The organism is Vulcanisaeta sp. JCM 16159, assembly GCF_001316265.1.
Taxonomy (GTDB): domain Archaea; phylum Thermoproteota; class Thermoprotei; order Thermoproteales; family Thermocladiaceae; genus Vulcanisaeta.
Genome location: NZ_BBDN01000001.1, coordinates 57,748 through 80,681, shown reverse-complemented (window position 1 = coordinate 80,681; position 22,934 = coordinate 57,748). Strand labels below are relative to the sequence as shown.

Genomic DNA, 22,934 nt, shown 5'->3' with positions numbered 1-22,934 from the left:
AACATCTCAGAACGGTAATATGTATGTCAACTATAATCTATATTACGTATTTGTAAACGGCCAACTTCAGTACTACGCTATACGCCAAGCCAGTGGTTACCATCCTGTCAGCAGCAACAATATTCACCATGGTGGTGATTATGACAGAGCCAGCCAATGGGTTTAACCGCGGTCAGGCAAGGATTATCGAGGCAATTGCGGCTACGATAATCGTGCTCATATTGGCGGCGTTGTTACCAATAATCTTCAACTCACCAACAACGACACTGAGGAGCCAGGTGCAGACGAATACCGAGTGGTACGCATACGACATATTACTAACGGCCATCAGCAATCCGCAGTTCACGTATTACGTACAGCACGGTAACTGGAACGCCATACGTTCACTGCTCAATACGATTGTTGGTCCTCAGTATGATTGGTATATTGCTGTGGTTCCGTATAGAGACATTGTGGTCTTAACGTCTGTTGTGAATCGTGGAAATTACGCACTGGTACCGCTGAGTATAATACCGAGTGTTTACTACGCGCCTCCGTTGGGCATGCCAATATTTGTGACCAGTACGAGTGCGTCAATGCTCTCGCTAAACATATACGCAATAAACTCCCTACTTGGTGGTAGTTATTCAATAAATACCAGTGCACCATTATCAAACGTGGCCTTTATACAGTGCAAGAACCCACTTGAGACGAACATAACACAATGTCTTGAAAGCGGTAATGTTAGGATGCTCAGTTGGTGGCTTGAGTTCTTCGATCCACGCACTGGCGTTGCCGTGGTTTGGCTTAATGCCACCGGCAATGTTTACATGCTCGTGTCTAACGGGAGTACCCCCTTCAATGTGTTAAGTAATTCTTATTGTCAATACCCATATTGCTACCCAATCGGTGGCGTCAGCAACATCATGTACTCCTCATTCACTGCTCCATATAATAATGAGCCACAGTTCATGAACTATTATACCCAGCAATCTCTATCTCAATGCTACTCAAGTGGTAATGGTATGTACAGCGGTAGTAATTACCTAGTTAAGATATTAACGAGTGGTGGAACTGCATCAGGGCAAAGCCTAAATGCTCCAACGACGGCCAGCTGCACCTTACCAGTAAGCATTAGTAGTAACGTAGGTGGAATTAACGCCTATCTAATTGGACAATTAATGACATCGATACCAGGTACGAACTTCACGCTAGGCTTTAATAATGTTAATGTCGAGCTAAATATCTGCTTCATCAATAATACGTGTGTAAATGACTATACTGGGTCAATCGCCAGCGCTTCTTTCCCAATGGGTATTGGTAACATAAACGTGATCGAGACGTATGGAAATACCCATGAATACCTATCTCTAAGTATTAATGGTAATATTAATACCACGCAACTACCTAGTTACTACTATGCATACATACTCACACTATCGTTATCGCTAGATCCTGCGAGATGTGGAATAGATATAAACGCATCAATATATGACCTAGTTACGATGAGTAGTACTTCACTTTCGTATTTCTATAACTTAACAAGCAATAATGGGCTCAACTGTACTCAATTAATGATGAACCCAAACATAACAAGTATAAGCCTAATTATTGTGCCCGGCAGCTTACTAGTACGGCAAAGTACGCCACAAAATCCGAATAATAATGTTGTTTGGTATGCCTATAATGCCACGACCATAGTCTATGATCTATGGGTAACACCATCACCAACTACGTCTTACTACATGCCCATCACGACTTCCTACAACTTCGAATTACTTAATAAGTACAACATGGTGCCTCCGCAGTATAGGGAGAGGTTCTTCCTAAGCGGCTTCGCACCAACGGCGTCGGCTTACGCCATCATTCAGCTGTCCAATGGCACTTATTACCTGGTTTACCTGGGCCTAATGAGTGTGGCTGGTGGGTGATGGGTATGTCGAGGGGCTTGAGTGAGACTATTAGTATGGTCATTATGATGGGTGTGGTGATTGCCCTGGGCCTCATATTCTACATAATCGTTGGGATCAACTTTGGTAAGGCGTCTGCAAGTGTGTCGGTCTCGCAGGTCGAGACCTTATTCGACAACATAGCCACTGACCTGGACAGTGCCTTGTCTAGCCCAATACCATCTAATGTGCTTAGTTACCCGGTCTTTATGACTAATTACGGGACTTACAACGTTGTGCCATCCTTCTGTAATTTAACAATTAATGGGGCAACCGTGTATAGTAGTGGCGGTGTAATTTTCGGCGTATCGCCAAGCTATGGTTCAATGCCCAGTGGATACATTAACGTGCTCCTGGGAAATAAAAGTTTAATAGCGGTTAATGGATCAAGTAATTTATTTAATGTGGTGTTCTATGGAGCATCCACAATCTCTGGCGTGACTTATGGCGAGTTCATCGCGTTGTATCCCAGGGTAGCTGTATTTACTATGGGTGGTGATCAGTATGAATTGATGGTGCCTGTGTTGATTGGTCGTTTCAAGCCCAACCTGAGTAATTTAATTGTGTTTAATGTGACGTACCCGATCTCCATTAATTACAACTATGATAACCCTGGAACATACATCATTAACTACGTGTGTGGTATCGGCAATGAAGTGGTGAGTAGTGGTGCTGTGCTTAGTGGAAAAATTGAAATACTTCCAGTATACATATATGTGTATTATGGGTGATTGAATGATAAGTAGACCCGTCAATACGAGATGGAGGGTTGGGCAGAGCGACGTGCTGAGTATTGTCATTTTGATTGCCGTGATAATGGTTGTGAGTGCATATTCATGGTTTTCTCCATGGTGCAGTTTGGTAATGAGGTTTCCCAATCATCCATTGAGTACGTTGCATCATTCTAACGAATGTCGCGGATGACATTGATACATTCATGTTCGTGCCAGGCGCTGTACTCACGTATCAATTACCGAATACTAATTACGGAACTTATAACTTTATGAATTCGCTATGCGTTATATCCGTTAATACAGCATCGAATAATAACATTATTAATGAGACAACCGGTGGATTAGTATACGGTGTACCACCCACCTACTTCTCATTACCACCAGGTTTTAGTAGTGTATGGAGGGGTTCGACGATCAACGGAGTACCCACATCATCATTAAACGACTTATCCCTAATTGTTAGTTACCAAACACGTGTGTTGCTGGGTACATCAATGGCCGTTCTGCAGTTTGGTTATGGTAACCTCAATGGCATTAACTATGGCACTTACTTGGTCATGGTTCCTAGGGTTATGGCTATAAACGGCACTGGACCTGGTGGGATTGGGTATGTGTACATACCCGTGCTTAACCTAATTAGTAATCAGGGTAGGGGCAGGTTGATCATTAGCATTCAGAATATTAGTTCTCAGTCAATAGTTCTTAGAAATGGTGGTATATTGAAGATTAGTGAGGTTTGTTACTTCGGTAATGGTGTTAAACCAATAGCTCGAGCGCTGTTGTGTTGGGTAATACCGTGTACGTAACCATAGTTCAGATAGGTGTTGGCTTCGGGTGAGGTTATGGACACGCTGGCCTTCATAATAATGACGGTGGCTCTAATGGCGCTTGTGATAGTCTTTACCTGGTATATGAATTACTACATATCCATGAACCTACTAAACACTGCCAATTATATAACCTCGCTGATAACGTCAGCGCTTAAGCATGAGATGGAGACTGCCGTCTCGATAGCGTCCTTCAGCGATGTTGCCGGGGATTTTAACTTTACGTTCTTATTACCTACATCGTCCTTCTCGACTCAGGGACTGGCCATAAACTACAACATAACGCTATATCCAAAGAGTGAAAGTTGCATGATGGTGCTTATGGCCAACATAACCGTGACAGCAAGCTTGGGCCCCATAACGAGAGTGATGAGAACAACAACCTTACTCTACTCATCAACACAGCCGTACACTATTATTGCATACAATTGCAGGGAAGGGCGACAGGTAACTCTAGCTAACTCATCATGGATATGTCAAGTACCATCGAGCCCACTCCCATCATGTACTTGGAATAGTACTGATATTCAGTTGGGCTATGCAATAATAAGTATAAGTAAGGGCTGATTAATTAAGGAATTAAGTATGGGCGTTGGTGATTTGAGGTTATTTCCGTGGAGCGATTACGGTGTGGTCTTCGCTGTGCTATTTGGCTCTAGGGTGTGGGGTAGGGTAGTTAAGGGTGATTGGGATATTACCGTTTGGCTAGCTGATGTTAATAGGGACCTCGACCTTCAGTACGCATTGGCTAGGTTTCTCCATGTGCGTGATGAGGACGTGGACTTAGTGATTCTTAATAATTATGAGTACCTGCCCTGCTCATTAATAATAGACGCTTTGGGTAGGGGCAGGGTAATCTACTACAGGGACCTTGATGAATACCTCGACATCAAGTTGAAGGTTCTAGCGCCCTGCCTTGACTTCATGATTGACGCCGAGAAGCTTGATTTATTGGGGACCCAAATAGGTGCGGTGACTAGGAAATGGGTGCGATAGAACGCCTATTGAAGCTCCTCCTTCATTACACATCCTTGCTGGATGGCTTAAGCGTTAATGACCTGGAGGACGTGTATAAGTACTTCTCAGCCGTATACCTGCTGCAGGCTCAGGCCCAGTCTCTCATTGATATGGCTGTTAAGGCCGCATCGGCTATGGGCCTTGAGGTTGAGGGTTACATAGACGCCGGTAATAAGTTGGTGGGTGCTGGATTGCTTAGTGATGAGGAGTTTAGTAGGTATAGGTCTGTCGTTAGGTTTAGGAATATTGTGGTTCATCAATACGGTATAATCGACATCAACGTGATCCGGAGAATAATAGGTAAGGGAGTATAGAGAGGTTGCAAGGCTCGGTATTAAGATTGTGGAGGGGTTGCGTAAGCGGGGAATTGATTGTTAGGCATCCCTAACCCTAATCAGTATTGGCTTCCTCAATGGATTCATCAATCCAGCCACGAAGAATTCCCTAGTACCCAGTTGGGCCAGGGTTGCCTCGCTCACGTCCGCCAGGTCCATGTATGCGGCTATCTCCCTCAAGTCGCCCTGGGCGCTCAACCTACTGAAGAATACCGTGCCGAGGTTAGCCCTGACACTGGCCCTAACATCCCTAGCAATCCTCTGGCTGGCAACGATAAGCGATAAGCCCCACTTACGGCCCTCCCTAGCCGTAGTCTCAATGACATCACCACATATCGTCCACTCATTCTCAGGCACGTAATTCTGGGCCTCATCAATGACGAAGACCAAGTCAAGCGGTGTCTTACTGGTCTTGACCAGCCTCCAGGCGGCATCTATGACGTCAGCGACGATTGCTTGCTTAACCACCAGCTCAGGGTCAAGGCTTAAGTCAATGACCACCGGGCTTGACTTCAATGCCTTGTTTACGATGTCCATCGGCGATAAAGTCCTCCTATTAAGCTCATCGAAGAACTCATTCTCTATGAAGTAGTCAATGAAGAGCCTGGCCTTCTCAACAGTTGAGTCCCTGGCGCCCAGCCCCCTCATACTATCCACGAGGTGCTTCGTGAATAATGCCTTATCCCACCTAACCACTTGATTGGCTTGAGCGCTTGGCTGCGGATCAATTAGTTGAGCCGATTGTTGTCTCTTCATTTTCTTGTCACCACTTACGTAAGTGATCACTGCGACCTCCAGGTACTCACCGAAGGTCTGCCAATTAAGCCTGGCCTTCTCAGCGATTACGGAGGCTATTGTTGGTGGTGAGATGGCAATCTCCTTAGAGGTTATTACCCTATCCCTGAAATGCGGCGCGTAATCTACGCCACTGTGATCAAAGACAATTACGTGCTTTCCAACCCTAACCAGCTCCTCAACTAGGGCCTTAACAAGCCTGGACTTACCCACGCCAGTGGCTCCAAAGACGCCAACGTGCTGATTAACGAAGCTCGCGTCCAGGCTAATGGGCCAACCACTGTACTTATGACTGCCAACGTAAATTGGCAGGTTAGACTTTACGTAATCATTGAGGAACTTGCCATCCTTAATAACAAAGACCTTAGAGCCTGGTGTTGGTACGTGCCTGACCTCAAGCACAGACTTTGTGCTTGGCTTTAATGCCGCATAAAGCCTAACGGCAGCTGAGGTGAAGGGCATGAGAATTGTTTGATCAAGAACCTCAGGCTATCTACGAAGGGCGACCTAACCCTATCCCTAATGAGAGGCTCGAGCTTCGTCACATTCCTAACAACACCAAGTAGTAATTCATCCTCGAGGGATGGATCATGAATAATGACTAACTGCTCCTCCAGGGCCAGGTTCTCAGCCTTCTTATAGAACTGAATCGGCACTAAACCAACTGATGCTCCGCTCGTTGTAATACCAACCTCGGTGCAGCACTTATCAAGCATTCAATGGTTAATCTCAGGAGGGCTTATAAATAACTAATGAGGAGATTTCCAAGTACTACGTACTATCACGGTTTACTGCATCATAAACTATTTAAAATTACCAGGTCTAACCGCACCTAGTGATACTGAAGTCCACAGGCATAATCCTAGCCCTCGATGCGGAGTGGGACATAGAAAGGACAAGGTCATTCCTAGAGGGCATTATTGATTTAATCGATGCGGTGAAGATTGGTTGGTATCAATTACTAAACATGGGCCCACAGGGAATTAGGGAGTTAACGATAGGCATGAATAAGTACTTCCTTCTTGATATTAAGCTCGGTGATGTGGCGCATATAAATACGTACGTTATTAGGAAGGTGCATGACTTGGGAATAAACGGCGTAATAATGCACGCAATAACAGGTAGGGACAACCTTGCAGCAACCATGGATGTGGCCCATAAGCTTAGTGTTGATGTGTACCTACTCGTGTCCATGAGCTCCGGCGGCGAATTATACGAAAGGAACCTTGAGTATAACGTGACCCTTGGTATGGACCTCGGTGTTAGTGGTTTCATAGTGCCGGCCACAAAACCAGGCATAATTAGGCGGGTTAGGTCCATGGTGGGTGATGGCTATCAATTATTGTCGCCGGGTGTCGGTGTTCAAGGCGGTAAACCGGGCTGCGCGATTGCTAATGGGGCTGATTTCGAGATAATCGGCAGGTCTATAATTAATAGCAATTCACCGAGGGAAACGACACTCAATATCCTGAATATTATCAGGAAACCAATCGATTGCGATATTCCTAATCGGGAATAACCTTATCAATCGGCAACAATCTATCCCTCCAATCAGACACAAGCTCCAGCACGAGCATCGTCTCCGTCTGAGCAATGTCGGGGTGCGTCGGCAAGTAATTGATAAGGAAGTAACTGAGTTGCCTGAGGTCCTTAGCCCAAACCTTAAGCAGAAGGTCATAGTGGCCAGTTATTACGTAGGCTCCTCGATCCAGGGAAGCCTAGGATCCTCATCACTATCCCTCAAGATCTTCTCCACGAGAAGTACCTGGGCCGACTTACCACCACTCGGTGCGCTCCTCCTTACACTAATTAATACAAAGGCCAGTAGTGAGAAACCAACCTTTAACGGGTCTATCACGGCCCTGTAGGACGCTATTACCTTGTCTCCCTCAAGCCTGGCAAGCCTAGTGGCTACGGTGGTCCTCGGCCTATTCAGAATCTCTGCTAACTTACTCAATTGTAATCGGCCATCTTTCTGGATCTCCTTTAGTATCTCCTTATCCAACTTATCCATTATCATTGTTGCAAGTCCAGAAAGTGCACTGTTTTAATTTTTCTATTCATGAAAAAACAATTACTTTTAAATATTTAATTAAATAAGTAACCCTATTACGCGGGTGACCAGCTGATCTTGAACTTGGCCTTCCAATCCTCAAACTCCTTCTTCTCAGCATCGCTTAAAGCCTTACTGAACCTGTACCAGTTGGCCTTGCCCTTGGCTGAGTCCGGCGCCTCGCTGGTCTTCCATATACAGTTCACTGGGCAGACTGGTACGCAGCTGAAGTCGTCCTTGCACATGTCCCATATTAGCCTTGCCTTGCCATTCTCATCAAGTTCCAATGCTTGGTATGGACATACACTCACACACGCACCACAGCCGATGCATATGTCTTGATCAACAACGACCTTCTGGAAGGGTCCTGTCTTCTCTGCCATACGGAATTAAGCCATTAATTGGGGTCTTAATAACTATTACTATTGATACTGCATGTACGTGGTTACGGACATAGAGTATCAATTAATAAATAGGTTAAGTACTACAGGTTGAAAAGTCTAGAGAAATTAGCACTAACCGCATCCCAAACATCATCAACACTCAAGCCCTTTACTTCAGCGACAATGTTGGCGGCATCTTTAACCATAGGAGGCTCGAGCGTTATACCTCTATACTCATATGGCCCATCGCTCTCGAGAAGTATCATGCCAAGAGGCGCCTCCCTAGCCACAGCCCTTGACTTCTCCTGTATCTTTATGGCCGCGTTTATCGACACGTAATAGCCATAATCCCTCAACTCCTGAATAAGGTTGAGAGGCCCGGTATACCAGTGGAACATGACCCTATCCACGTCGGCCCTCCTAACCATCTCAAGAACATCCCTCCAGGCATCAGGCGCATGGACATTAAGCGGCAGGTCATAATCCCTAGCCCAATTGACAAAGACTTGAAAGAACTCAACCTGCCTATTAAAGGTTTGGGGAACAAACCTCCTATCAAGCCCGACCTCACCAATGCACCTGGCCTCAGATAGTAACTTCTCAACCTGCCTTAACTCATCAAGCCCAACCTTATCCACATTCCAGGGGTGAATGCCTACGCATGGTATGACATTCTCGTAATTACTCGATAACTCGATTGTTCTCCTTGATGATGGGTAATCATCGGAGACGGCCGCAATGGTTATCTCCCTAACAAACTCCGCAATCCTGCTGTCCAGGAACTCATGCAAGTGCGTATGCGCGTCGTAAAGCATTATGCGCATTAAGGCTGGGGATTATTAAAGGGTTATTGCTGTTGCTCAAGCCTGAGAACTTGGGATTTAACCTCCGTAACATCCTCCCTCCTACCAATGACGACATGCCTAACAGTCTTACCCAAAGGCCTGGTCTCGCCAATATAAACAATGTCGCCAGGCTTAACGTCAATGCATGGAGGAACCCTAACATGCATCTTCTTCCTCCTTCTCTCATACCTCTTGTACTTAGGGTCATAATGCAGCCATTCATGAATTATTGTGGCAGTCCTGCATGAACACTCTCAACAACTACCGTGAAGATCTGACCCCTAACACTTAGGTGTCCATGCCATGGGCACTCAGGGTCATTGCAAACCTTCTTAGGCGGTAGGAGCCAGGGAATGCCAACATGCCTAACCCTAATAGTCTCGCCATTGGGTAATTGCACCTTCTCACCTGGCTTAGGTCTCTCCGGCAGCTCCTTAACAATGACCTCAACCATCAAGCCGCGTACAAATAACCCCTTTAAAACAATTTCTTTTAAAGGAACCCAAAGACTTATAAGCATGGCAATTAATGCATTAACACCGCGACAGTCCCAGAGAGGACCGTGGCGGTCCCCAATGAATGTGGACGGACGAACCGCGGGGATTCCGTACATCCACACTTTTTCTTTCAATCATTCATAATGAAAATCGCGAACTTGCACATCGGTAATTCTTCAACAATGAAACCTGAAATAATGCTTTTAAAGGCCTAGTTATTCCTGCTGGGTTAGTATGGCAGGTGTTGGTATTTGCAGGCAGCAATGGTAAGAATGTTTTTCCTAGCGTAATTGATTTCATAAGTGGTTTTTACCCGACGCCCCTCGTTAGGCTTGATCGCTTTGGTGATGCCTGGGCTAAGCTTGAGTTTTTCAATCCACTTAGTAGGAGTATTAAGGACAGAACAGTGCAATTCCTGCTCCGTAAGTACTTAAGCAATGATTTACGTGGTCACCTAGTCTTTGAGGCCTCCTCTGGTAATGTGGCGATTTCCTTGGCGGCTCTGGCTAATGTTTATGGGTTTAGGTACAGGGCTTATACCACGAAGCACTTACCCGAAACCACCGAGGTGCTTCTCAAGGTCTTGGGTGCTGAGGTTGTTAGGGTTGATAGGGAGATGATTGATGAGGAGTTTTGGCGTTGGGTTAATGAGGAGGCCGTTAGGAATGAGGCGATTAATCTTAATCAGTTTGAGAATGTGGATAATCCCGAGGGTCATTATTACGTCACTGGTGAGGAAATTGTTAGGCAGTTCAGGAGTGTTGGTAAGGTGCCTAAGGTGTTAATTGCTGGCGTTGGCACTGGTGGGCATATAACTGGTATCGCCAGGAGGCTTAGGGATGAGTTTGGTGATGTATACGTTGTTGGTGTTGAACCTGCGGTGGGTAGCGCAATACCTGGCATAAAGAGGCTTGAGTCTGGGACTAGGTGGGTTCGTGAGGTTGTTGATGAGGTTATTGATGTTAGTCTTGAGGAGGCTATTAGGGGGGTCATTACCGTGGCTAGGAATACGGGCTTACTCGTTGGTCTTAGCAGCGGCGCTGTCTTTCAAGCCTTCCTAAGGGTTAGGGAGAGGTTTGGTGATGTTACTTACTTACTGATTTTTCCTGATGATATTTACAAGTACGTGGATATCATAGATCGTTTCGTGAATTCTGCGTAAGTTCAGTGAAAGTTTCAGTGTACTCTTTAAATAAAAACCTGATAGGACTTTTTAACCTGTACACGTATACGTGATATGATGACTGGCAGGTATAAAGTCTTCATAAACAGGAGGATGGGTAGGATCCTAGTCAGTGGTAAGTCTGAGGATATGTCACTCATTGAGGAGGGTTGGAGAATAATATATGAGGATGATGACTGGAAAAACGCCTTTGAATACGCCAGGAACTACGCGGATAGGCATGACTACGTGCTCGAGTGGTACCTTGAGGAAGAGAAGGAGGTTTTGAAGGATGCGTTAATTAATTAAAGTCACTTAACACGTTCTCTATCAACCTTCTTAATAACATCAATCATTATATCCACAGCCCTCTCGGCAAGCTCCATGGGTATGTTTAGCGGTGGTGCAATCCTAATCGTAGACTTACCAGCACTAATCACAGCAACACCCCTCTTAAATGATTCATAGAGCACCCGCTCAATCTCCTTCATTGCATACTCCTTGGTCCTCTTATTCCTAACAAGCTCAACACCAATCATTAGACCAAGACCGCGCACATCGCCGATCAACTCCACGCGGTCCATCTCCTCCATAAACCTCTTCTTAATGTAATCACCAACTCTGCGCATTCACCATCAGGTCCTCATCATTTATTATGTTTATGACCTCAATACCCGCTGCCAAGGCCACTGGATTACCGCCAAAGGTATTGGCGTGAGACCCCCTTGGCAGGTCCATTATGTTTGCCCTACCAACTATGGCGCCGAGTGGCAAACCGGCAGCTATTGCCTTAGCCATTGTTATTACATCAGGCTCAACACCCCAATGCTCAATAGCGAACCACTTACCAGTCCTGCCAAATCCGGCCTGCACCTCGTCATCCACGAGTAATATGCCGTACTTATCAGCAATCTTCCTCAGTCCAGGGAAGAAGTTTTTCGGTGGAACCACATAGCCACCCTCACCCTGTATTGGCTCGAAGAATATCGCCGACACCTCACTTGGGTCAACCATCTTTCCGAATATCCAATCCTCCAGGTAACCGAGAACGGCCTCACCGCACTCCTCCTCGGTTAAGTTCTTTCCGAATGGGCACCTGTAGGGGTATGGGTATGGTATGTGTATTACGTTAGGTAGCATCGGGTTGAAACCAAACCTCTGTATTGGCTTGCTTGCGGTTAATGCCATAGAGCCGTAGGTCCTCCCGTGGAAGGCGCCCAGGAAGGCGACTATGTACGGTCTCTGGTTCCTGAAGTGGCCACGTGCCACCTTCATAGCCCCCTCTATTGACTCAGTACCTGAGTTTGTGTAGAAGACACGTTTATCACCACTTATAGGCACTATTTCCCTGAGCATTGATGCATGCTTAACAATTAATTCATAGTAGAAATCCGTCATGCTATAGTGCGTGAATAACTCGGCCTGCCGCTTAATGGCCTCCACAACCCGTGGATGGCTATGCCCAACGTTCATAACCGCAATACCAGCATTAAAGTCAATGTATAGGTTACCATCGGCGTCCTCAACGATGGGCCCATAACCCCGCCGAATAACCAGTGGGTACCACCGGCCAAAGGACTGCATTACCAGTGATTCATCCATCTTTATTATCTCCTGGGCCTTTGGACCTGGCGGTTCAACGACTATTTTAGGAATGTTGCTCGGGTCTATTGGCCAGTACCACTTGGGTGGCATCGGCTTTACCGGGATTTATCTAATTAATAAATTCTTCTCTATAGTTTTACATGATGAATAATTACGTAAATAGGTTATATCTAATTGTAACAAGCTTATTTAGCCATTAGTAACTTAAGGCCTGCCATGGTTGGTGTGACCACGGCCCTGCCATCGCTTAAATACCTAGTCCTAACTAGGTTCATGTTTGAAAGCTTAATTAATTCCTTAATAACGCTATTTTTGGACGTTCCCATTGATTGTGATACGATATCGATTAATGACGCCATCGTTGTAAACCCAAGTTCATTAACTGTCCTCAAAATCTCTAGGTCAATATCACTTAACAATTCCCTATTGTTTTCGAAATTATTACTTATGACGCTCAACCCAAGTCTCTTAATTAATACCTCAGAACCTGCACCACCGCCAACCCTAATTAATTTACCAAAGGTTCCTGCGGAATCGATATGGAGGTCATTATTAGTTCATCAAATATACCAATATCGTGAGGTACGTGGTTAGTCACAACGTAAATATTGCCAAGCCCCCTCACCTCCTGTAATGAATCTTTGATCTCATCTATATAATCCGATGCTAGTATTGCTGACCCCTTAATGCCGTTAGATGCATAATTGGCTAATACTACAGCGGTTACCAAGGACTTTATTGGTTCAATAAATGGGACATTTATACAGCCCTTACCCATCGGCCTCCAGATATTGACCATGTTCATTAGCCTCATGAAGTAGTAGAGCTTGATGCGTTGTAATCAAGGTATGTTTCAAGTATGTAGTTTACAGCCTCACGTAATCTTGAGGCATTACCAAGGGCATCAAGCAGTAGTCTCAAGTCATCATCCCTCAGATCAAGTATTCTACCCCATAGTAAGGAGATCCTTGTGATGATCCCCGGAGTTAATTCTACATCTATGCCAGTTTCATTACCGTTACTTTGGCATACCATGGACACCGCCCAGTCATTATTTGGCAATATGTTATGAATCAAATAATCAAGTCCTAATGACCCATGTACTAGTATTATCATCAAATCATTATTTTACCCACGGTAGAAAAGATTAACGAGTAAAATAACGTGACTAACCCAATGTGAGGAAATTTTAAATTATTAATTTACGTAGGTTCAGCATAAATGACGAGGAACATAAGGACCATGGCCGTGCTGGCGTCACTACTTACCCTAGTAAGTAGTTTCACATATAATATCGCCATCACGAGGAAGATACCAACGGCTGGTCTTGGCCTTTTATCATACTTAACGCAACAATAGCCTTCTCAACCCTACCAACGGCACTGATAAGCTTTGCCTACCCAAGGTTGACGGCCAGGGACAATGGACTGAACATTGTGGCTGCCATAAACGTATCATCAATCTTCTACCTAGTGACGCTCGCCCTAACCATGGCCTACCTAGCGAGTGTTTGGTCTAAGATGGGGCCTTACACTTGGCTCGTACTTATTATAGCTGTGCTCTCGGAAATAACGTCATACCTTCAATCCATAACTAACTCCGTATTGATGGTTAAGGATAGGGGTAGGTTCGTAGTGACGTCCATTATTCAATCAATTACTAAGTTCATTGCAATACCCGTGATAATGGTCCTTGGATGGACCATAGAGGTCATTTTGTGGTCAACATTCTTCATAGTATTCATACCATCGCTATACGCCTTCATATATTCACTAAGGTATAATGTGCATGCCTACGACACGCACAGATACCTGAAGGAGGTCCTTAGTGCATCCTGGGTGCCTTTAATGGGATACGCAATCAATTCCTTCAGGTCCCTAGACGCGATGTTCATAGGGATCTTCGGCTATGCCCAGTTGGGTATTTGGTACGTTATCTTCATACTCAGCAAGCCATTTGGCTACGGTGGTACACTCATTAATGTCACATACGGAGAGCTCCTTGAACGCGGAAGACTGAACATAATCTATAGGGACCTCCTAATACTACTCTTAATAACAACGTATGTGGCACTAACGCTGTCGTTCTTCCCCGGCATCTACATAAACCTTGTTAGGCCAAGCATACGGAGTGAGATAAACCTATTGGTACTACCCATCATACTCCTCGCGATAAACAGCGTCCTGGGTAATGTTAATCAATTCATTAGTAATGTGATGCAGGGCATTGATAAGAGGGATATTCAAGATACCCGTGAAATAAGGCCCAGCGTCTACCTAAGGAGTCTCATCCTACATACGCACTTGGCCGAGCTTATCTTCACCATTGTTTATTTATCAACGATGATACCATCAATTCTACTATTTAAGGACTTGGGGTTCACGTACTACGCAGTAATTGGTGCATTAGTATCATCACTATTAGCAAACACGGCCGCGCTGGGGTTTAGATTCATTAAGTTGGGCAGCCTTAAATCTGTGCTTAATGGCAGGGCATTAATCCTGGATTACGCAATACCATCACTACTGTCAATAATTATTCTAACACTTATTGCACATGCGGTGAGGTTCACGCTTTACCCAAGCATTATTATTTCATTGATGCAGGCGGTTATTGCATCAATAATGACTTTGATTATTTACTTCGGAATTGCGACGGCCGTGTCGGGGAATGTGAGAAATATAGTGATGATTTTAATAAGGAGGATAATCAACGCGATTACTGCCCCTCAACCCTAAGTGCCTGTGGTGTCCACTTCCATGAGAGGGCGGCATAAATGACGTAAAGCAGCAACGCATTAAATAGGGCAAAAACAACAAAACTACCGTAAAGTAGCCCGGGCTGCACGGACACTAACTGCAGTAATGCGTTCAAATCAGGTGTTAATAATGTGGAGACCTTTAATGTATCGGCAACCTGAAGTGCGAATTGTAGACCGTACGCCTTAACAAGCACGGGCACCGCAGATAATGGCGGGACTATTGCGTAGGGAAGGTGCGCCAGCCCATTCATAACCTCGGCACTAACCATCAACAGCAATACAAGGATTAACTTAAGGGCCGAAATTGACCTATTAATGAACTTGAAGGATAAGACTATTAATACGAGCAGTATTAAGCCCAGAGCTATGTCCATGTAGAATACGCCGGTCAATATCATGGTTGGTTCATAGACCGGGTATAGGCTTGATGGTAGGTATGCAGGTGGTTTACCGAATATGGACCAGGCAACCGTCGGCGAGTGTAGGTAAACCTCATAGAGGTACAATACAGCGAATACTGCGTAGAGAACACCAAATGCTAGGCCCACCCAATTACTGATTCTATACCCAACCAGCCTATACTCACTCTTATCGACTGAGTACCTCCACCCAAATATGGAGCTTATGAGTATCCCGGTCATCGCGATTGCGCCGAAGAGCGTCGCTAGGAATAATGGGGCATACGTCGGGTTTAGGAATACCTGGGACCAATTAATGCCTAGGGTAAAGCCGACAATTGATGAGTTATCCTTAAACACCTCAACACCGGCTGGGTAATTAATGAAGGCGAAGACGAGCCTGAACATGGCCGGTATAACCGTGAGCGATACAGCCATGCCATAACCAATGATAACATGTTTCATTGGGCTAATCCTACCAAAGCCCCTGTAGTAGAAGCCAATGAAGGGTAGGGCTATGGCAACGCCGAAGACTATGGCGACGCCCCAAACGGGCCATAATAAGGCTCCAGCTATGTTCGTGAATATCGGCAGCAGGCCTGCGAGGAATACGGTTATTATCGTGCCAAAGAGGCCACCGATTGCGTAAATAGTAATTAGGTAATTAGCCATGTTATGCGCCAGGTCAACGTAGACCTGCCTATTACGCTTATAACCAATTAACTCAAGTGTTGGTAATATCCACCCAAGGCCAAGCACAGTATAGACCAGGGCAGGTGAACAGCAAAGGCCCAGGCGATTAAGCCCACGGCAATGTCTGTTGCCGAGACCATACCCACCACCTCAATACTCCACAGCCTTCACCTTAGTCTCTTCGTACCTAGCGCCCTCTTTAGGTATAGGTAAACCATGAACACGGCTAGCGACGGCATGGCAACCTCAACAATAAGCACAAGCACCGCCAACCAAACTGGGAAGTAAAGCGTTGGGTTCAGTAAGCCGCCTGGTCCAACGGGCACACCAGTAATTATTGGTGGGCCACCATTTGGGTTGGGGTCTGCCTGAACTAGTATGAATGGGTACCTACCCGACTCAGCCGCAACTGCGCCACCAATCGATGCGAAGGCCGCGAAGAAAGGCATTAAGTAAACGCCACTCCTCTCAAAGAAGTTCGCCAACGCTCTAGCCCAGCCAAAACGACCAAAGAAGCCTGGGAATAGGTACCAAAGCGATAGGGCACCGCTCCATATACCGAGTAATATTCCGAATATGACCATGAAGGCCCAGTAAAACACAAATACGAAGGCTGGCGGTCTCTCATAGGCAGGCCAGCTATAGTAGCCCCAGAAGGCGTGGTTGAATGTTCCATATGCAAGGAAGCTCGTTAATGGATCAACCCTGAGACCACTCCAGAACATACCCTCAAGAGCCGCCAACTTAAGTGGGTCATTCTGCAGAACTAGCTCGCCCTGTAGGTGGCCAAGTACGAAGCCTTGAATTGCCGTTAGCACGGCCACAGTGGGTACCAGTACCTTAAGCATCATTAGTCTCTCGGGCTTCCTATCACGTATGTATAGGTATAGGTATATCGCGGCTATTATCGACCAGGTAAGTATGACGGCGGCCAGTATACCGTGGAATATGAAGACATTGGCACCCCACCAGAACATGTTCCAAGCATCTGTCGGCGAGGCCCACTTAACAACGTAATCCGTTAAACCAACCACGTTCTGCCAGTGGCCTGGTACAAGTTAATAACCTCGAGACCTGGCGGTCTCATGCTCAATGATGCCATGACCGCCAATATGTTGTAGGCACTATAATAGCCACCAAATGCTGCGGCTATACCTATTATCCAGTGAAGGACTTGATTCCCAATCTTGTTCCACGTAAATACATAGAGCGGCAATATTATTACCTCAGTTAGGAATGCAAACAACTCCAGGTAAAACGGTAACACAATGGTCTCGCCAATTAACGATATGAAGTTACTCCACAACGTAACTAGGCCAAACTCAACCAGCGTACCGAAGGCCGCACCAACGCCGAAGAATATTGTCGATATTACTGAGAACGTCCTGGCAGTGTTATACCAGAAGGGATTACGGCTCCTTATGTATAGGTACTCGGCAACCACGGCCAGGAGTATTGTGCCAAGGAAGCTCGATGCCATTGCTAAATGGGCTAAAACACCAACCGCAGTCACAACCCTAACATCAGTTGGCGCCCCGAGTATGGGTTGGTCTACCATCGCGCATAGTTATGTGAATTAACAATTTATATAGTGATGCATCCTATATTTTTACTTAAATAGGCATATGTATGTTCATTAAAAATATCAGCATTTAGTTATAAATACTTAAATTTATTTAAATATAAAAGAATGCGTCAATTCCTGAGAAATTGTCTCGCGGCAATTATTAATGGATCCCAGACCTGGGTTACGGCAGGTAGGTAGCCAGGTCGCTCATGAATAGGTCTTCAACGGTTGCCCCCTTAGCCATTAATGCCGCTAATGTATCGATTTTACCAAGCACGTAGGAGCCATCATCGCCAAGTACTTGGGCGCCCAGGATCCTCATGCTGTCCTCATCAATTATTAGTTTTATCGTCACATAACCACCGCCTGGGTAATACCTTGCCTTAGTCCTGGCGGTTATTACGGCACTCCTCACCTTAATCCATGCCTTATTGCTTCCTGCGTTGTTAATCCCGCACTTGCTATGTATAGGTTCATGAACCTAGTCATTGAGGTACCAACAACCCCGGGGAAGGCCATGGGCTTACCAGCTATGTTACTACCTGCCACGAACCCCATCTTATTAGCCGTAGTCCCAAAGGGGTGCCAGTAGGGCTTACCAGTTATTAGGTTCTTTGTCTCGGCAATATCACCCGCGGCATAGACATTATCGATGCTTGTCCTCATGCGACTATCAACCCACACGGCACCCGTTTCACCAATGCGTAAATTGAGTTGTTTTGCCAATTCCGCATTTGGTTTTATGCCCGTTGCGAGTATTACGGCGTCAACAGCGTGCTTACCACCATCAGTAATTATTACCTGCTTATCACCCTGGTAATCAATCTCGATTACTCTCTCATTCAATCGCAACTTTACGCCATGCTTAATTAACTCATTTATAACGATATTACCCATATCCTCATCCAGGGACTTACGTAATGGATAACCAGACCTACCAATCATCAACACCTCCTTACCCCTAAACCTAAGTGCTCGCAACCTCAAGCCCAATATAGCCAGTACCAATAATACCAACGCTATCCATCGAGTAGAGTACATTCCTCAGATTTATGGCATCGGCCGGGTGATGTACCGTGAATACGTGATCCCCCTTAATCGGTATGTTCGGTATAGCGGGAATAGCGCCGGTGGCGAGTACCAGGTAATCCCACCCTACTTTATTACCCCTATCCGTGACAACGTAACCCAGGCCAACCTCAATGACGGCCTCATTAGTCCTAACATCAATACCCCTCTCCCTCCCGAAATAGTCAGGTGTATAATGCATGAATAATTCATAATTATCGAATAATCCCTCGAGGTAGTAAGGAATTCCGCAGGGCGCGTGACTAATCATGCCTGTCCTCTCAAAAACCACAACCTCAAAGTCACGTCTCAACCTCCTTATTCTAGACGCCGCACTCATTCCAGCGGCACCGCCACCGATTATTACGACCCTCATACTGCGTGAATTAAGGAAGAAAAAATAAATTATACCCTTTAAATAAGGCATGCGTGAATACAAATGCATAATAGCAATATTAATGATAAATTGTCTAAGATCATTGATATGATGAGGGAGCTCGAGAGATACCTAGCCATTCTATACGGCATAGCCGCCTCGAGCACCAATGAGCCATTCATAAGCGCCATAATGAGGAAGATAAGCATTGAATCTGCAATGCACAATTACATATTAACTACAATAAAGGAGTTGATTCATGAATGCCCGCCAAAGAAGGTCTTTGACATGGAGACATTAACCTCATTGCAGGGAAATATTGAGGAAGCCATAACCCACACAAAGTCACTAATTGAGTACATAAGCTCAATGGAGAAGGTTCATTATGATGTAACGAACGTAATAATTGATAAGTTAAATGAATTGGAGGGTTATGAGGATAATGCCGTGAGGGTCTACAGCTTCCTACTAAGGAGTTACCTACCAATAACCAGTACTAGGATTGAAGCCAAACACCGTGCAGCCTCAAAGCTTATTGTTAAGTTGCTTAAGGGTATATCGGATGATGAGAAGCATCACAGTGAATTACTGCAGGTTATTAGGGAATACTCAATGAAGCACTGATTACCCACCGAAAGAAATTAAAGCGCTTAACTCAGGTCCGGACCGTGAAGAAACCAACGCCCTTCCTTAGGGAGTCCACGGGACTCGTTAGGGAAATTGGCCCTTGGACAGCCCTACTAATGAATACTGCATTCATAGCCTTCCAATCAGGGTTTATACTGTTGGTATCTAGCATGTTCAATTTCCCAAAGGGAAACCCATTAATTGCCATAGCCATTAGCGCATTATTATTTCTACCACTAACGATACTACTCAATAAGGTAGGCATTACATATTACAGGACAGCCAGTGACTATGTGTTCATAACGAGGAATCTACACCCATCAGTAGGCTTCGCAACCATGTTCATGTTCACAGTAGATCAGATGTTCTTCAATGCCGTATTAATAAGCCTTGGAATAATCACGGGGTTAGCACCTGCAATACTGGCAATAGGCATCTCGGATAATGCACCAAGCCTCGTATCCCTTGGCAACTCATTAATGAGTAGCCCATTAATGATATTCTTAATGGGTTCCGTGATATTTACAATCCTCGTATTAATTAATATCGTTTCATCGAGGGCAGGTACATACTTAGCATCTGCAATCTCGTTATTTGGCATAGCAACATTCGCATTAACAATAATACTACTTCATGTTTATGCGCCGCAAATAATTAATGCCATAAAGACCACGGCGCCTAACATACTTAGCCAGGCGGTTTCTACATCAGGGGGGTTGCCGAGTAATGGCATGATTATGGACACAATATACTTAATACCGTACCTAGCCTATGTATTCCCCTTCGTAAACTTCGTATTATCGGTTGGTGGTGAGGTTAGGAGGGGCCGTGCAATGCCCATGGCGATATTTGGAACCTATGTATTGAGTGCTGTATTTTTAATTCTCGGTGTCTGGATTACGATATCGTCAATAGGCATTAATAGGTTAAATGGATTATTCGCCATATACTACGGCGTCGCCAGTGGTGTTTCCTGGCCGAGCTCATTACCGCCTCCATATCCACAGGCCCTACTCATAATGGTGTTGAGGAATCCGTTGCTTCAGTGGTTGATAGTTGTTGGATCATTCACCTGGTACATAAATGTCGTCTCAGTCCTAATAATACAGATAGCCAGATACCTACTGGCACTATCCTTTGACAGGGTGTTGCCTTCATTCCTCGCTTACGTAAGCCCAAGGACCCACACACCCATTACAGCCCATATAACCGACCTTGTAATAACCCTCGTGATAATGTATCTCTATAATTTCAGCGTTGTTCCATTGCTATCGGCAACCATGGACGTGAGCACCCTGGTCACGATACTCATGTACTTCATGATAATAACAATAACAGCCATAGTGCTTGGTGTAAGGACAAAGTCGAAAGTAACAGCTGTGCTTGGCATTTACATGACCGCGTTATTCGCGTGGATAGCCTATGAGGAGGTAATGAATCCAATGGCGTACTTATTCGTACCATCAATAAACGCCTACATAATAGGGTTCTTTGCGGCATTATTTGCGATTGGCATCACAGTATATTACGCAGTTAGGCTTTACAGGCTTAGGAGGGAGGGCATTGACGTAAATATGTTATTTAAGGAGATACCGCCTGAATGAGCTTAATTAACCTCCATCGTGAACGCATCAATTATTTTACCACCTCTAATCCTAATGATCGTTTCAAGTGACTTATCCCTAACGATCACCGTTATTACGCCATACTCGTAATCAATAAACGATGCCCTCCAATCATAATTAAGTTCCACCAACTCGCCATCCCTCCAAACACCGATCACCCTAGGATCAACATGGATTATGGACATACCATCACCAACAATACATCTCCTCTTAATCAACTTAACGAAATAACCAAATCCACTAGCCACCAATACCTCCCTGCCACACTTCATTAACCCACCCAAGCCTTACTCATAGGTTTGACGTAGAAAATCACGAAGCGCCTTTTAAGGTTCCCACTCACGAGTAGAGTTAATCGAAACACCTATATACTGCTTTAAGGCTATATTATTGAGGTGCGGATAAACCCAGCGCTATGCATCAGGTGCAGGGAGAATACAACCTATGCGGCCTATCCTACTGCCCAGTCCTGGCGGAACTACGTGCAAGGTACACGCTTAGGAATGTCGTTAATAAGGAACGCATTGATGGATCCTCACCGCCAAGCATATTCGTTGGGCGTATCGGCTACCCAAGGGTTAATGTATACCCAGCAGCACCATCCATCCACGGCGATACCAGCAATCTCGAGAACCCAAAGACCTGGCTAAACATGAGACTTGAGGACTTCATATCAAGTAGATTATCACTAATTAGGGGTTCTATCAGGGCTAGGGTTGAGGATGCCAGGAACCCTCCCAGGACTCTACACGATATACAGGTCATGGCATTACCGAACAAGCCAGTGGATTCCGAGTTAATACTCGAGAAACCTGTGGGTACCAGGTACGTGTTTGATGAGCACTCACCACCCTTTGGACCATCAGCGCCATTGCAAGAATTAAGGATTAGCTCGTTACCACCACCGCCAAGGATAGTTGATAAGGTTTACGGCGACACGGACTTAAACGCTACGGAGGCTATATGGACGTTGTATAGCCATGGTATTGGCGTGCACCACATATCAAGGCTACTAAGCGTGGGTGCTCTTGGTGTTGGTAAGAGGAGGAGGCTCGTGCCAACTAGGTGGTCGATAACTGCCGTTGATAAGCAGGTCTCCGATAAACTGCTCAGTGAGGTTCGTGACTACCCGCTCATAAGTGAGTATAGGGTATACGTGAGGAGCTTTAAGGATAATACCTTCATAGGGATCCTGGCACCGCATACCTGGCTTTATGAGTGGGCTGAGGCCTGGTGGCCTGGCTCCACATGGAATGTGTGGGTGGTGATGTGGTTCTCGAGCTTGACTATGAGGGTTACCGGGGGCGTGATGACTACCCATCAATAGGCGGTTGCTACTACGCAGCTAGGATAGCCGTACTTGAGGCATTACGCTCGATGCGCAGACAGGCGGCTGTCATACTATGGCGTGAGATCTATCCAGGCTTTAACCTGCCAATTGGTGTTTGGTGGGTTAGGGAGAACATTAGGGCAATGCTTAATGGACCGTATGAGAGATTTTACGAACTAAGCGACGCCTGAGGTACGTGGCAGGTTTCCTAAAACTACCGATAAGTACCTGGATATCGAGGTCCTACGTGATTAGGGTTCTCACAAGTCAATCAAGCCTAATCAAATGGTTGGGCGGAAAGTAGGATG

The 22,934-nt window shown here is 45.4% G+C and carries 26 protein-coding genes and 5 pseudogenes; 16 read left to right on the top strand and 15 right to left on the bottom strand.

Translation table 11 applies throughout. The features are described 5' to 3' along the window. The first annotated feature begins 92 nt into the window (after nt 1-92). Genes JCM16159_RS00450 through JCM16159_RS00425 form a run of 7 tightly spaced genes read left to right on the top strand, consistent with a single transcriptional unit; the run spans nt 93 to nt 4,820 of the window. Nucleotides 93-1,910, top strand: coding sequence for a hypothetical protein (locus tag JCM16159_RS00450; protein ID WP_243665424.1), 1,818 nt, complete (start codon nt 93-95; stop codon nt 1,908-1,910). A gap of 5 nt (nt 1,911-1,915) precedes the next feature. Next, a complete protein-coding gene (locus JCM16159_RS00445; RefSeq protein ID WP_243665423.1) occupies nt 1,916-2,659 on the top strand; it encodes a hypothetical protein in 744 nt (247 codons plus the stop codon). 30 nt (nt 2,660-2,689) lie between these two features. After that, nucleotides 2,690-2,836: a hypothetical protein gene (locus JCM16159_RS13105; RefSeq protein WP_243665422.1), complete on the top strand. Its 147-nt coding sequence runs from the start codon at nt 2,690-2,692 to the stop codon at nt 2,834-2,836. A gap of 29 nt (nt 2,837-2,865) precedes the next feature. Continuing rightward, nucleotides 2,866-3,468: a hypothetical protein gene (locus tag JCM16159_RS00440; protein WP_054856582.1), complete on the top strand. Its 603-nt coding sequence runs from the start codon at nt 2,866-2,868 to the stop codon at nt 3,466-3,468. 36 nt (nt 3,469-3,504) lie between these two features. Further along, complete coding sequence (locus JCM16159_RS00435; RefSeq protein WP_054856709.1) at nt 3,505-4,056, top strand: hypothetical protein; 552 nt, start codon at nt 3,505-3,507, stop codon at nt 4,054-4,056. Between the two features lie 18 nt (nt 4,057-4,074). Beyond that, nucleotides 4,075-4,485, top strand: a complete 411-nt coding sequence (locus JCM16159_RS00430; protein ID WP_054856581.1) for a nucleotidyltransferase domain-containing protein — start codon at nt 4,075-4,077, stop codon at nt 4,483-4,485. Then, nucleotides 4,473-4,820, top strand: a complete 348-nt coding sequence (locus JCM16159_RS00425; RefSeq protein ID WP_243665421.1) for a DUF86 domain-containing protein — start codon at nt 4,473-4,475, stop codon at nt 4,818-4,820. The genes JCM16159_RS00430 and JCM16159_RS00425 overlap by 13 nt, the downstream gene beginning before the upstream one ends. Before the next feature lie 60 nt (nt 4,821-4,880). On the opposite strand, the pseudogene JCM16159_RS00420 reads toward JCM16159_RS00425, so the two are convergent. Next, nucleotides 4,881-6,352, bottom strand: a pseudogene (locus JCM16159_RS00420) (ATP-binding protein). A 119-nt stretch (nt 6,353-6,471) separates the two neighbouring features. Here JCM16159_RS00420 and JCM16159_RS00415 point away from each other — a divergent pair. After that, nucleotides 6,472-7,155 (top strand): orotidine 5'-phosphate decarboxylase / HUMPS family protein, encoded by a 684-nt coding sequence (locus JCM16159_RS00415; RefSeq protein ID WP_054856580.1) that lies wholly within the window; start codon nt 6,472-6,474, stop codon nt 7,153-7,155. A gap of 103 nt (nt 7,156-7,258) precedes the next feature. Here JCM16159_RS00415 and JCM16159_RS13100 read toward each other — a convergent pair. The 5 genes and pseudogenes from JCM16159_RS13100 to JCM16159_RS00395 all read right to left on the bottom strand — a co-directional run. Then, nucleotides 7,259-7,306, bottom strand: a pseudogene (locus JCM16159_RS13100) (hypothetical protein); the annotation flags it as partial. Nucleotides 7,307-7,326: 20 nt separating this feature from the next. Next, nucleotides 7,327-7,656, bottom strand: coding sequence for an Lrp/AsnC family transcriptional regulator (locus tag JCM16159_RS13095; RefSeq protein WP_243665420.1), 330 nt, complete (start codon nt 7,654-7,656; stop codon nt 7,327-7,329). 89 nt (nt 7,657-7,745) lie between these two features. Continuing rightward, entirely contained in the window at nt 7,746-8,072 is a 327-nt protein-coding gene (locus JCM16159_RS00405; RefSeq protein WP_054856579.1) for a ferredoxin family protein, read from the bottom strand. 101 nt (nt 8,073-8,173) lie between these two features. Then, nucleotides 8,174-8,887 carry a TatD family hydrolase gene (locus tag JCM16159_RS00400; protein WP_054856578.1) on the bottom strand — a complete coding sequence of 238 codons (714 nt, stop codon included), beginning with the start codon at nt 8,885-8,887 and terminating at the stop codon, nt 8,174-8,176. 32 nt (nt 8,888-8,919) lie between these two features. Continuing rightward, nucleotides 8,920-9,371, bottom strand: a pseudogene (locus JCM16159_RS00395) (30S ribosomal protein S17). Nucleotides 9,372-9,655: 284 nt separating this feature from the next. Between JCM16159_RS00395 and JCM16159_RS00390 the strand changes: the two are divergent. Further along, nucleotides 9,656-10,576 carry a PLP-dependent cysteine synthase family protein gene (locus JCM16159_RS00390; RefSeq protein WP_243665419.1) on the top strand — a complete coding sequence of 307 codons (921 nt, stop codon included), beginning with the start codon at nt 9,656-9,658 and terminating at the stop codon, nt 10,574-10,576. 75 nt (nt 10,577-10,651) lie between these two features. Continuing rightward, nucleotides 10,652-10,885 carry a hypothetical protein gene (locus tag JCM16159_RS00385; RefSeq protein ID WP_054856577.1) on the top strand — a complete coding sequence of 78 codons (234 nt, stop codon included), beginning with the start codon at nt 10,652-10,654 and terminating at the stop codon, nt 10,883-10,885. Nucleotides 10,886-10,887: 2 nt separating this feature from the next. Here the strand turns inward: JCM16159_RS00385 and JCM16159_RS00380 are convergent. The 4 genes and pseudogenes from JCM16159_RS00380 to JCM16159_RS00365 form a co-directional block, all read right to left on the bottom strand. Continuing rightward, nucleotides 10,888-12,271 (bottom strand): annotated as a pseudogene (locus JCM16159_RS00380) (acetyl ornithine aminotransferase family protein). A 95-nt stretch (nt 12,272-12,366) separates the two neighbouring features. After that, a complete protein-coding gene (locus JCM16159_RS00375) occupies nt 12,367-12,639 on the bottom strand; it encodes a hypothetical protein (protein ID WP_054856576.1) in 273 nt (90 codons plus the stop codon). Nucleotides 12,640-12,689: 50 nt separating this feature from the next. Then, entirely contained in the window at nt 12,690-12,995 is a 306-nt protein-coding gene (locus JCM16159_RS00370) for a hypothetical protein (protein WP_054856575.1), read from the bottom strand. Next, the gene (locus JCM16159_RS00365) at nt 12,992-13,297 is read right to left on the bottom strand and encodes a hypothetical protein (RefSeq protein WP_054856574.1); all 306 of its coding nucleotides are present in this window, start codon (nt 13,295-13,297) and stop codon (nt 12,992-12,994) included. Before JCM16159_RS00365 ends, JCM16159_RS00370 begins: the two co-directional genes overlap by 4 nt. A gap of 105 nt (nt 13,298-13,402) precedes the next feature. On the opposite strand from JCM16159_RS00365, the gene JCM16159_RS13090 reads away from it, so the two are divergent. Together JCM16159_RS13090 and JCM16159_RS00360 are read left to right on the top strand one after the other, a co-directional pair. Next, nucleotides 13,403-13,540 carry a hypothetical protein gene (locus JCM16159_RS13090; RefSeq protein WP_243665418.1) on the top strand — a complete coding sequence of 46 codons (138 nt, stop codon included), beginning with the start codon at nt 13,403-13,405 and terminating at the stop codon, nt 13,538-13,540. 47 nt (nt 13,541-13,587) lie between these two features. Then, nucleotides 13,588-14,919, top strand: a complete 1,332-nt coding sequence (locus JCM16159_RS00360; protein WP_243665417.1) for a hypothetical protein — start codon at nt 13,588-13,590, stop codon at nt 14,917-14,919. On the opposite strand, the gene JCM16159_RS00355 is transcribed toward JCM16159_RS00360, so the two are convergent. From JCM16159_RS00355 to JCM16159_RS00345, 4 genes and pseudogenes are all read right to left on the bottom strand, one after another. Beyond that, entirely contained in the window at nt 14,900-16,099 is a 1,200-nt protein-coding gene (locus JCM16159_RS00355; protein WP_243665416.1) for a cytochrome ubiquinol oxidase subunit I, read from the bottom strand. The genes JCM16159_RS00360 and JCM16159_RS00355 overlap by 20 nt on opposite strands. A 101-nt stretch (nt 16,100-16,200) precedes the next feature. Then, nucleotides 16,201-17,067 (bottom strand): cytochrome ubiquinol oxidase subunit I, encoded by an 867-nt coding sequence (locus JCM16159_RS00350; RefSeq protein WP_367834175.1) that lies wholly within the window; start codon nt 17,065-17,067, stop codon nt 16,201-16,203. Beyond that, the gene (locus JCM16159_RS18100; protein WP_367834174.1) at nt 17,055-17,591 is read right to left on the bottom strand and encodes a cytochrome ubiquinol oxidase subunit I; all 537 of its coding nucleotides are present in this window, start codon (nt 17,589-17,591) and stop codon (nt 17,055-17,057) included. The genes JCM16159_RS00350 and JCM16159_RS18100 overlap by 13 nt, the downstream gene beginning before the upstream one ends. A 137-nt stretch (nt 17,592-17,728) precedes the next feature. Continuing rightward, nucleotides 17,729-19,044: pseudogene (locus JCM16159_RS00345) on the bottom strand (FAD-dependent oxidoreductase). A gap of 90 nt (nt 19,045-19,134) precedes the next feature. Here JCM16159_RS00345 and JCM16159_RS00340 point away from each other — a divergent pair. Both JCM16159_RS00340 and JCM16159_RS00335 read left to right on the top strand, forming a co-directional pair. Then, nucleotides 19,135-19,668, top strand: coding sequence for a hypothetical protein (locus tag JCM16159_RS00340; protein WP_243665414.1), 534 nt, complete (start codon nt 19,135-19,137; stop codon nt 19,666-19,668). Nucleotides 19,669-19,712: 44 nt separating this feature from the next. Next, nucleotides 19,713-21,275 carry an APC family permease gene (locus JCM16159_RS00335; protein ID WP_054856572.1) on the top strand — a complete coding sequence of 521 codons (1,563 nt, stop codon included), beginning with the start codon at nt 19,713-19,715 and terminating at the stop codon, nt 21,273-21,275. Nucleotides 21,276-21,277: 2 nt separating this feature from the next. On the opposite strand, the gene JCM16159_RS00330 is transcribed toward JCM16159_RS00335, so the two are convergent. Next, nucleotides 21,278-21,568, bottom strand: coding sequence for a hypothetical protein (locus JCM16159_RS00330; protein WP_054856571.1), 291 nt, complete (start codon nt 21,566-21,568; stop codon nt 21,278-21,280). Nucleotides 21,569-21,711: 143 nt separating this feature from the next. Between JCM16159_RS00330 and JCM16159_RS00325 the strand changes: the two genes are divergently transcribed. Both JCM16159_RS00325 and JCM16159_RS18095 read left to right on the top strand, forming a co-directional pair. Next, a complete protein-coding gene (locus tag JCM16159_RS00325; RefSeq protein ID WP_367834173.1) occupies nt 21,712-22,623 on the top strand; it encodes a hypothetical protein in 912 nt (303 codons plus the stop codon). Beyond that, nucleotides 22,554-22,817, top strand: coding sequence for a hypothetical protein (locus JCM16159_RS18095; protein ID WP_367834172.1), 264 nt, complete (start codon nt 22,554-22,556; stop codon nt 22,815-22,817). Before JCM16159_RS00325 ends, JCM16159_RS18095 begins: the two co-directional genes overlap by 70 nt. The last annotated feature ends 117 nt before the right edge of the window (nt 22,818-22,934 follow it).

What these genes read in the sequence shown, in the direction of transcription:
- JCM16159_RS00325 (WP_367834173.1), top strand. Translation starts at nt 21,712, where the DNA reads ATGCATCAGGTGCAGGGAGAATACAACCTATGCGGCCTATCCTACTGC.
- JCM16159_RS13090 (WP_243665418.1), top strand. Translation starts at nt 13,403, where the DNA reads ATGACGAGGAACATAAGGACCATGGCCGTGCTGGCGTCACTACTTACC.
- JCM16159_RS00430 (WP_054856581.1), top strand. Translation starts at nt 4,075, where the DNA reads ATGGGCGTTGGTGATTTGAGGTTATTTCCGTGGAGCGATTACGGTGTG.
- JCM16159_RS00400 (WP_054856578.1), bottom strand. Translation starts at nt 8,887, where the DNA reads ATGCTTTACGACGCGCATACGCACTTGCATGAGTTCCTGGACAGCAGG.
- JCM16159_RS00440 (WP_054856582.1), top strand. Translation starts at nt 2,866, where the DNA reads ATGTTCGTGCCAGGCGCTGTACTCACGTATCAATTACCGAATACTAAT.
- JCM16159_RS18100 (WP_367834174.1), bottom strand. Translation starts at nt 17,591, where the DNA reads ATGGTAGACCAACCCATACTCGGGGCGCCAACTGATGTTAGGGTTGTG.
- JCM16159_RS00405 (WP_054856579.1), bottom strand. Translation starts at nt 8,072, where the DNA reads ATGGCAGAGAAGACAGGACCCTTCCAGAAGGTCGTTGTTGATCAAGAC.
- JCM16159_RS00425 (WP_243665421.1), top strand. Translation starts at nt 4,473, where the DNA reads ATGGGTGCGATAGAACGCCTATTGAAGCTCCTCCTTCATTACACATCC.
- JCM16159_RS13095 (WP_243665420.1), bottom strand. Translation starts at nt 7,656, where the DNA reads ATGATAATGGATAAGTTGGATAAGGAGATACTAAAGGAGATCCAGAAA.
- JCM16159_RS13105 (WP_243665422.1), top strand. Translation starts at nt 2,690, where the DNA reads ATGGAGGGTTGGGCAGAGCGACGTGCTGAGTATTGTCATTTTGATTGC.
- JCM16159_RS00435 (WP_054856709.1), top strand. Translation starts at nt 3,505, where the DNA reads ATGGACACGCTGGCCTTCATAATAATGACGGTGGCTCTAATGGCGCTT.
- JCM16159_RS00330 (WP_054856571.1), bottom strand. Translation starts at nt 21,568, where the DNA reads ATGAAGTGTGGCAGGGAGGTATTGGTGGCTAGTGGATTTGGTTATTTC.
- JCM16159_RS00370 (WP_054856575.1), bottom strand. Translation starts at nt 12,995, where the DNA reads ATGAGGCTAATGAACATGGTCAATATCTGGAGGCCGATGGGTAAGGGC.
- JCM16159_RS00445 (WP_243665423.1), top strand. Translation starts at nt 1,916, where the DNA reads ATGTCGAGGGGCTTGAGTGAGACTATTAGTATGGTCATTATGATGGGT.
- JCM16159_RS00385 (WP_054856577.1), top strand. Translation starts at nt 10,652, where the DNA reads ATGATGACTGGCAGGTATAAAGTCTTCATAAACAGGAGGATGGGTAGG.
- JCM16159_RS00365 (WP_054856574.1), bottom strand. Translation starts at nt 13,297, where the DNA reads ATGATAATACTAGTACATGGGTCATTAGGACTTGATTATTTGATTCAT.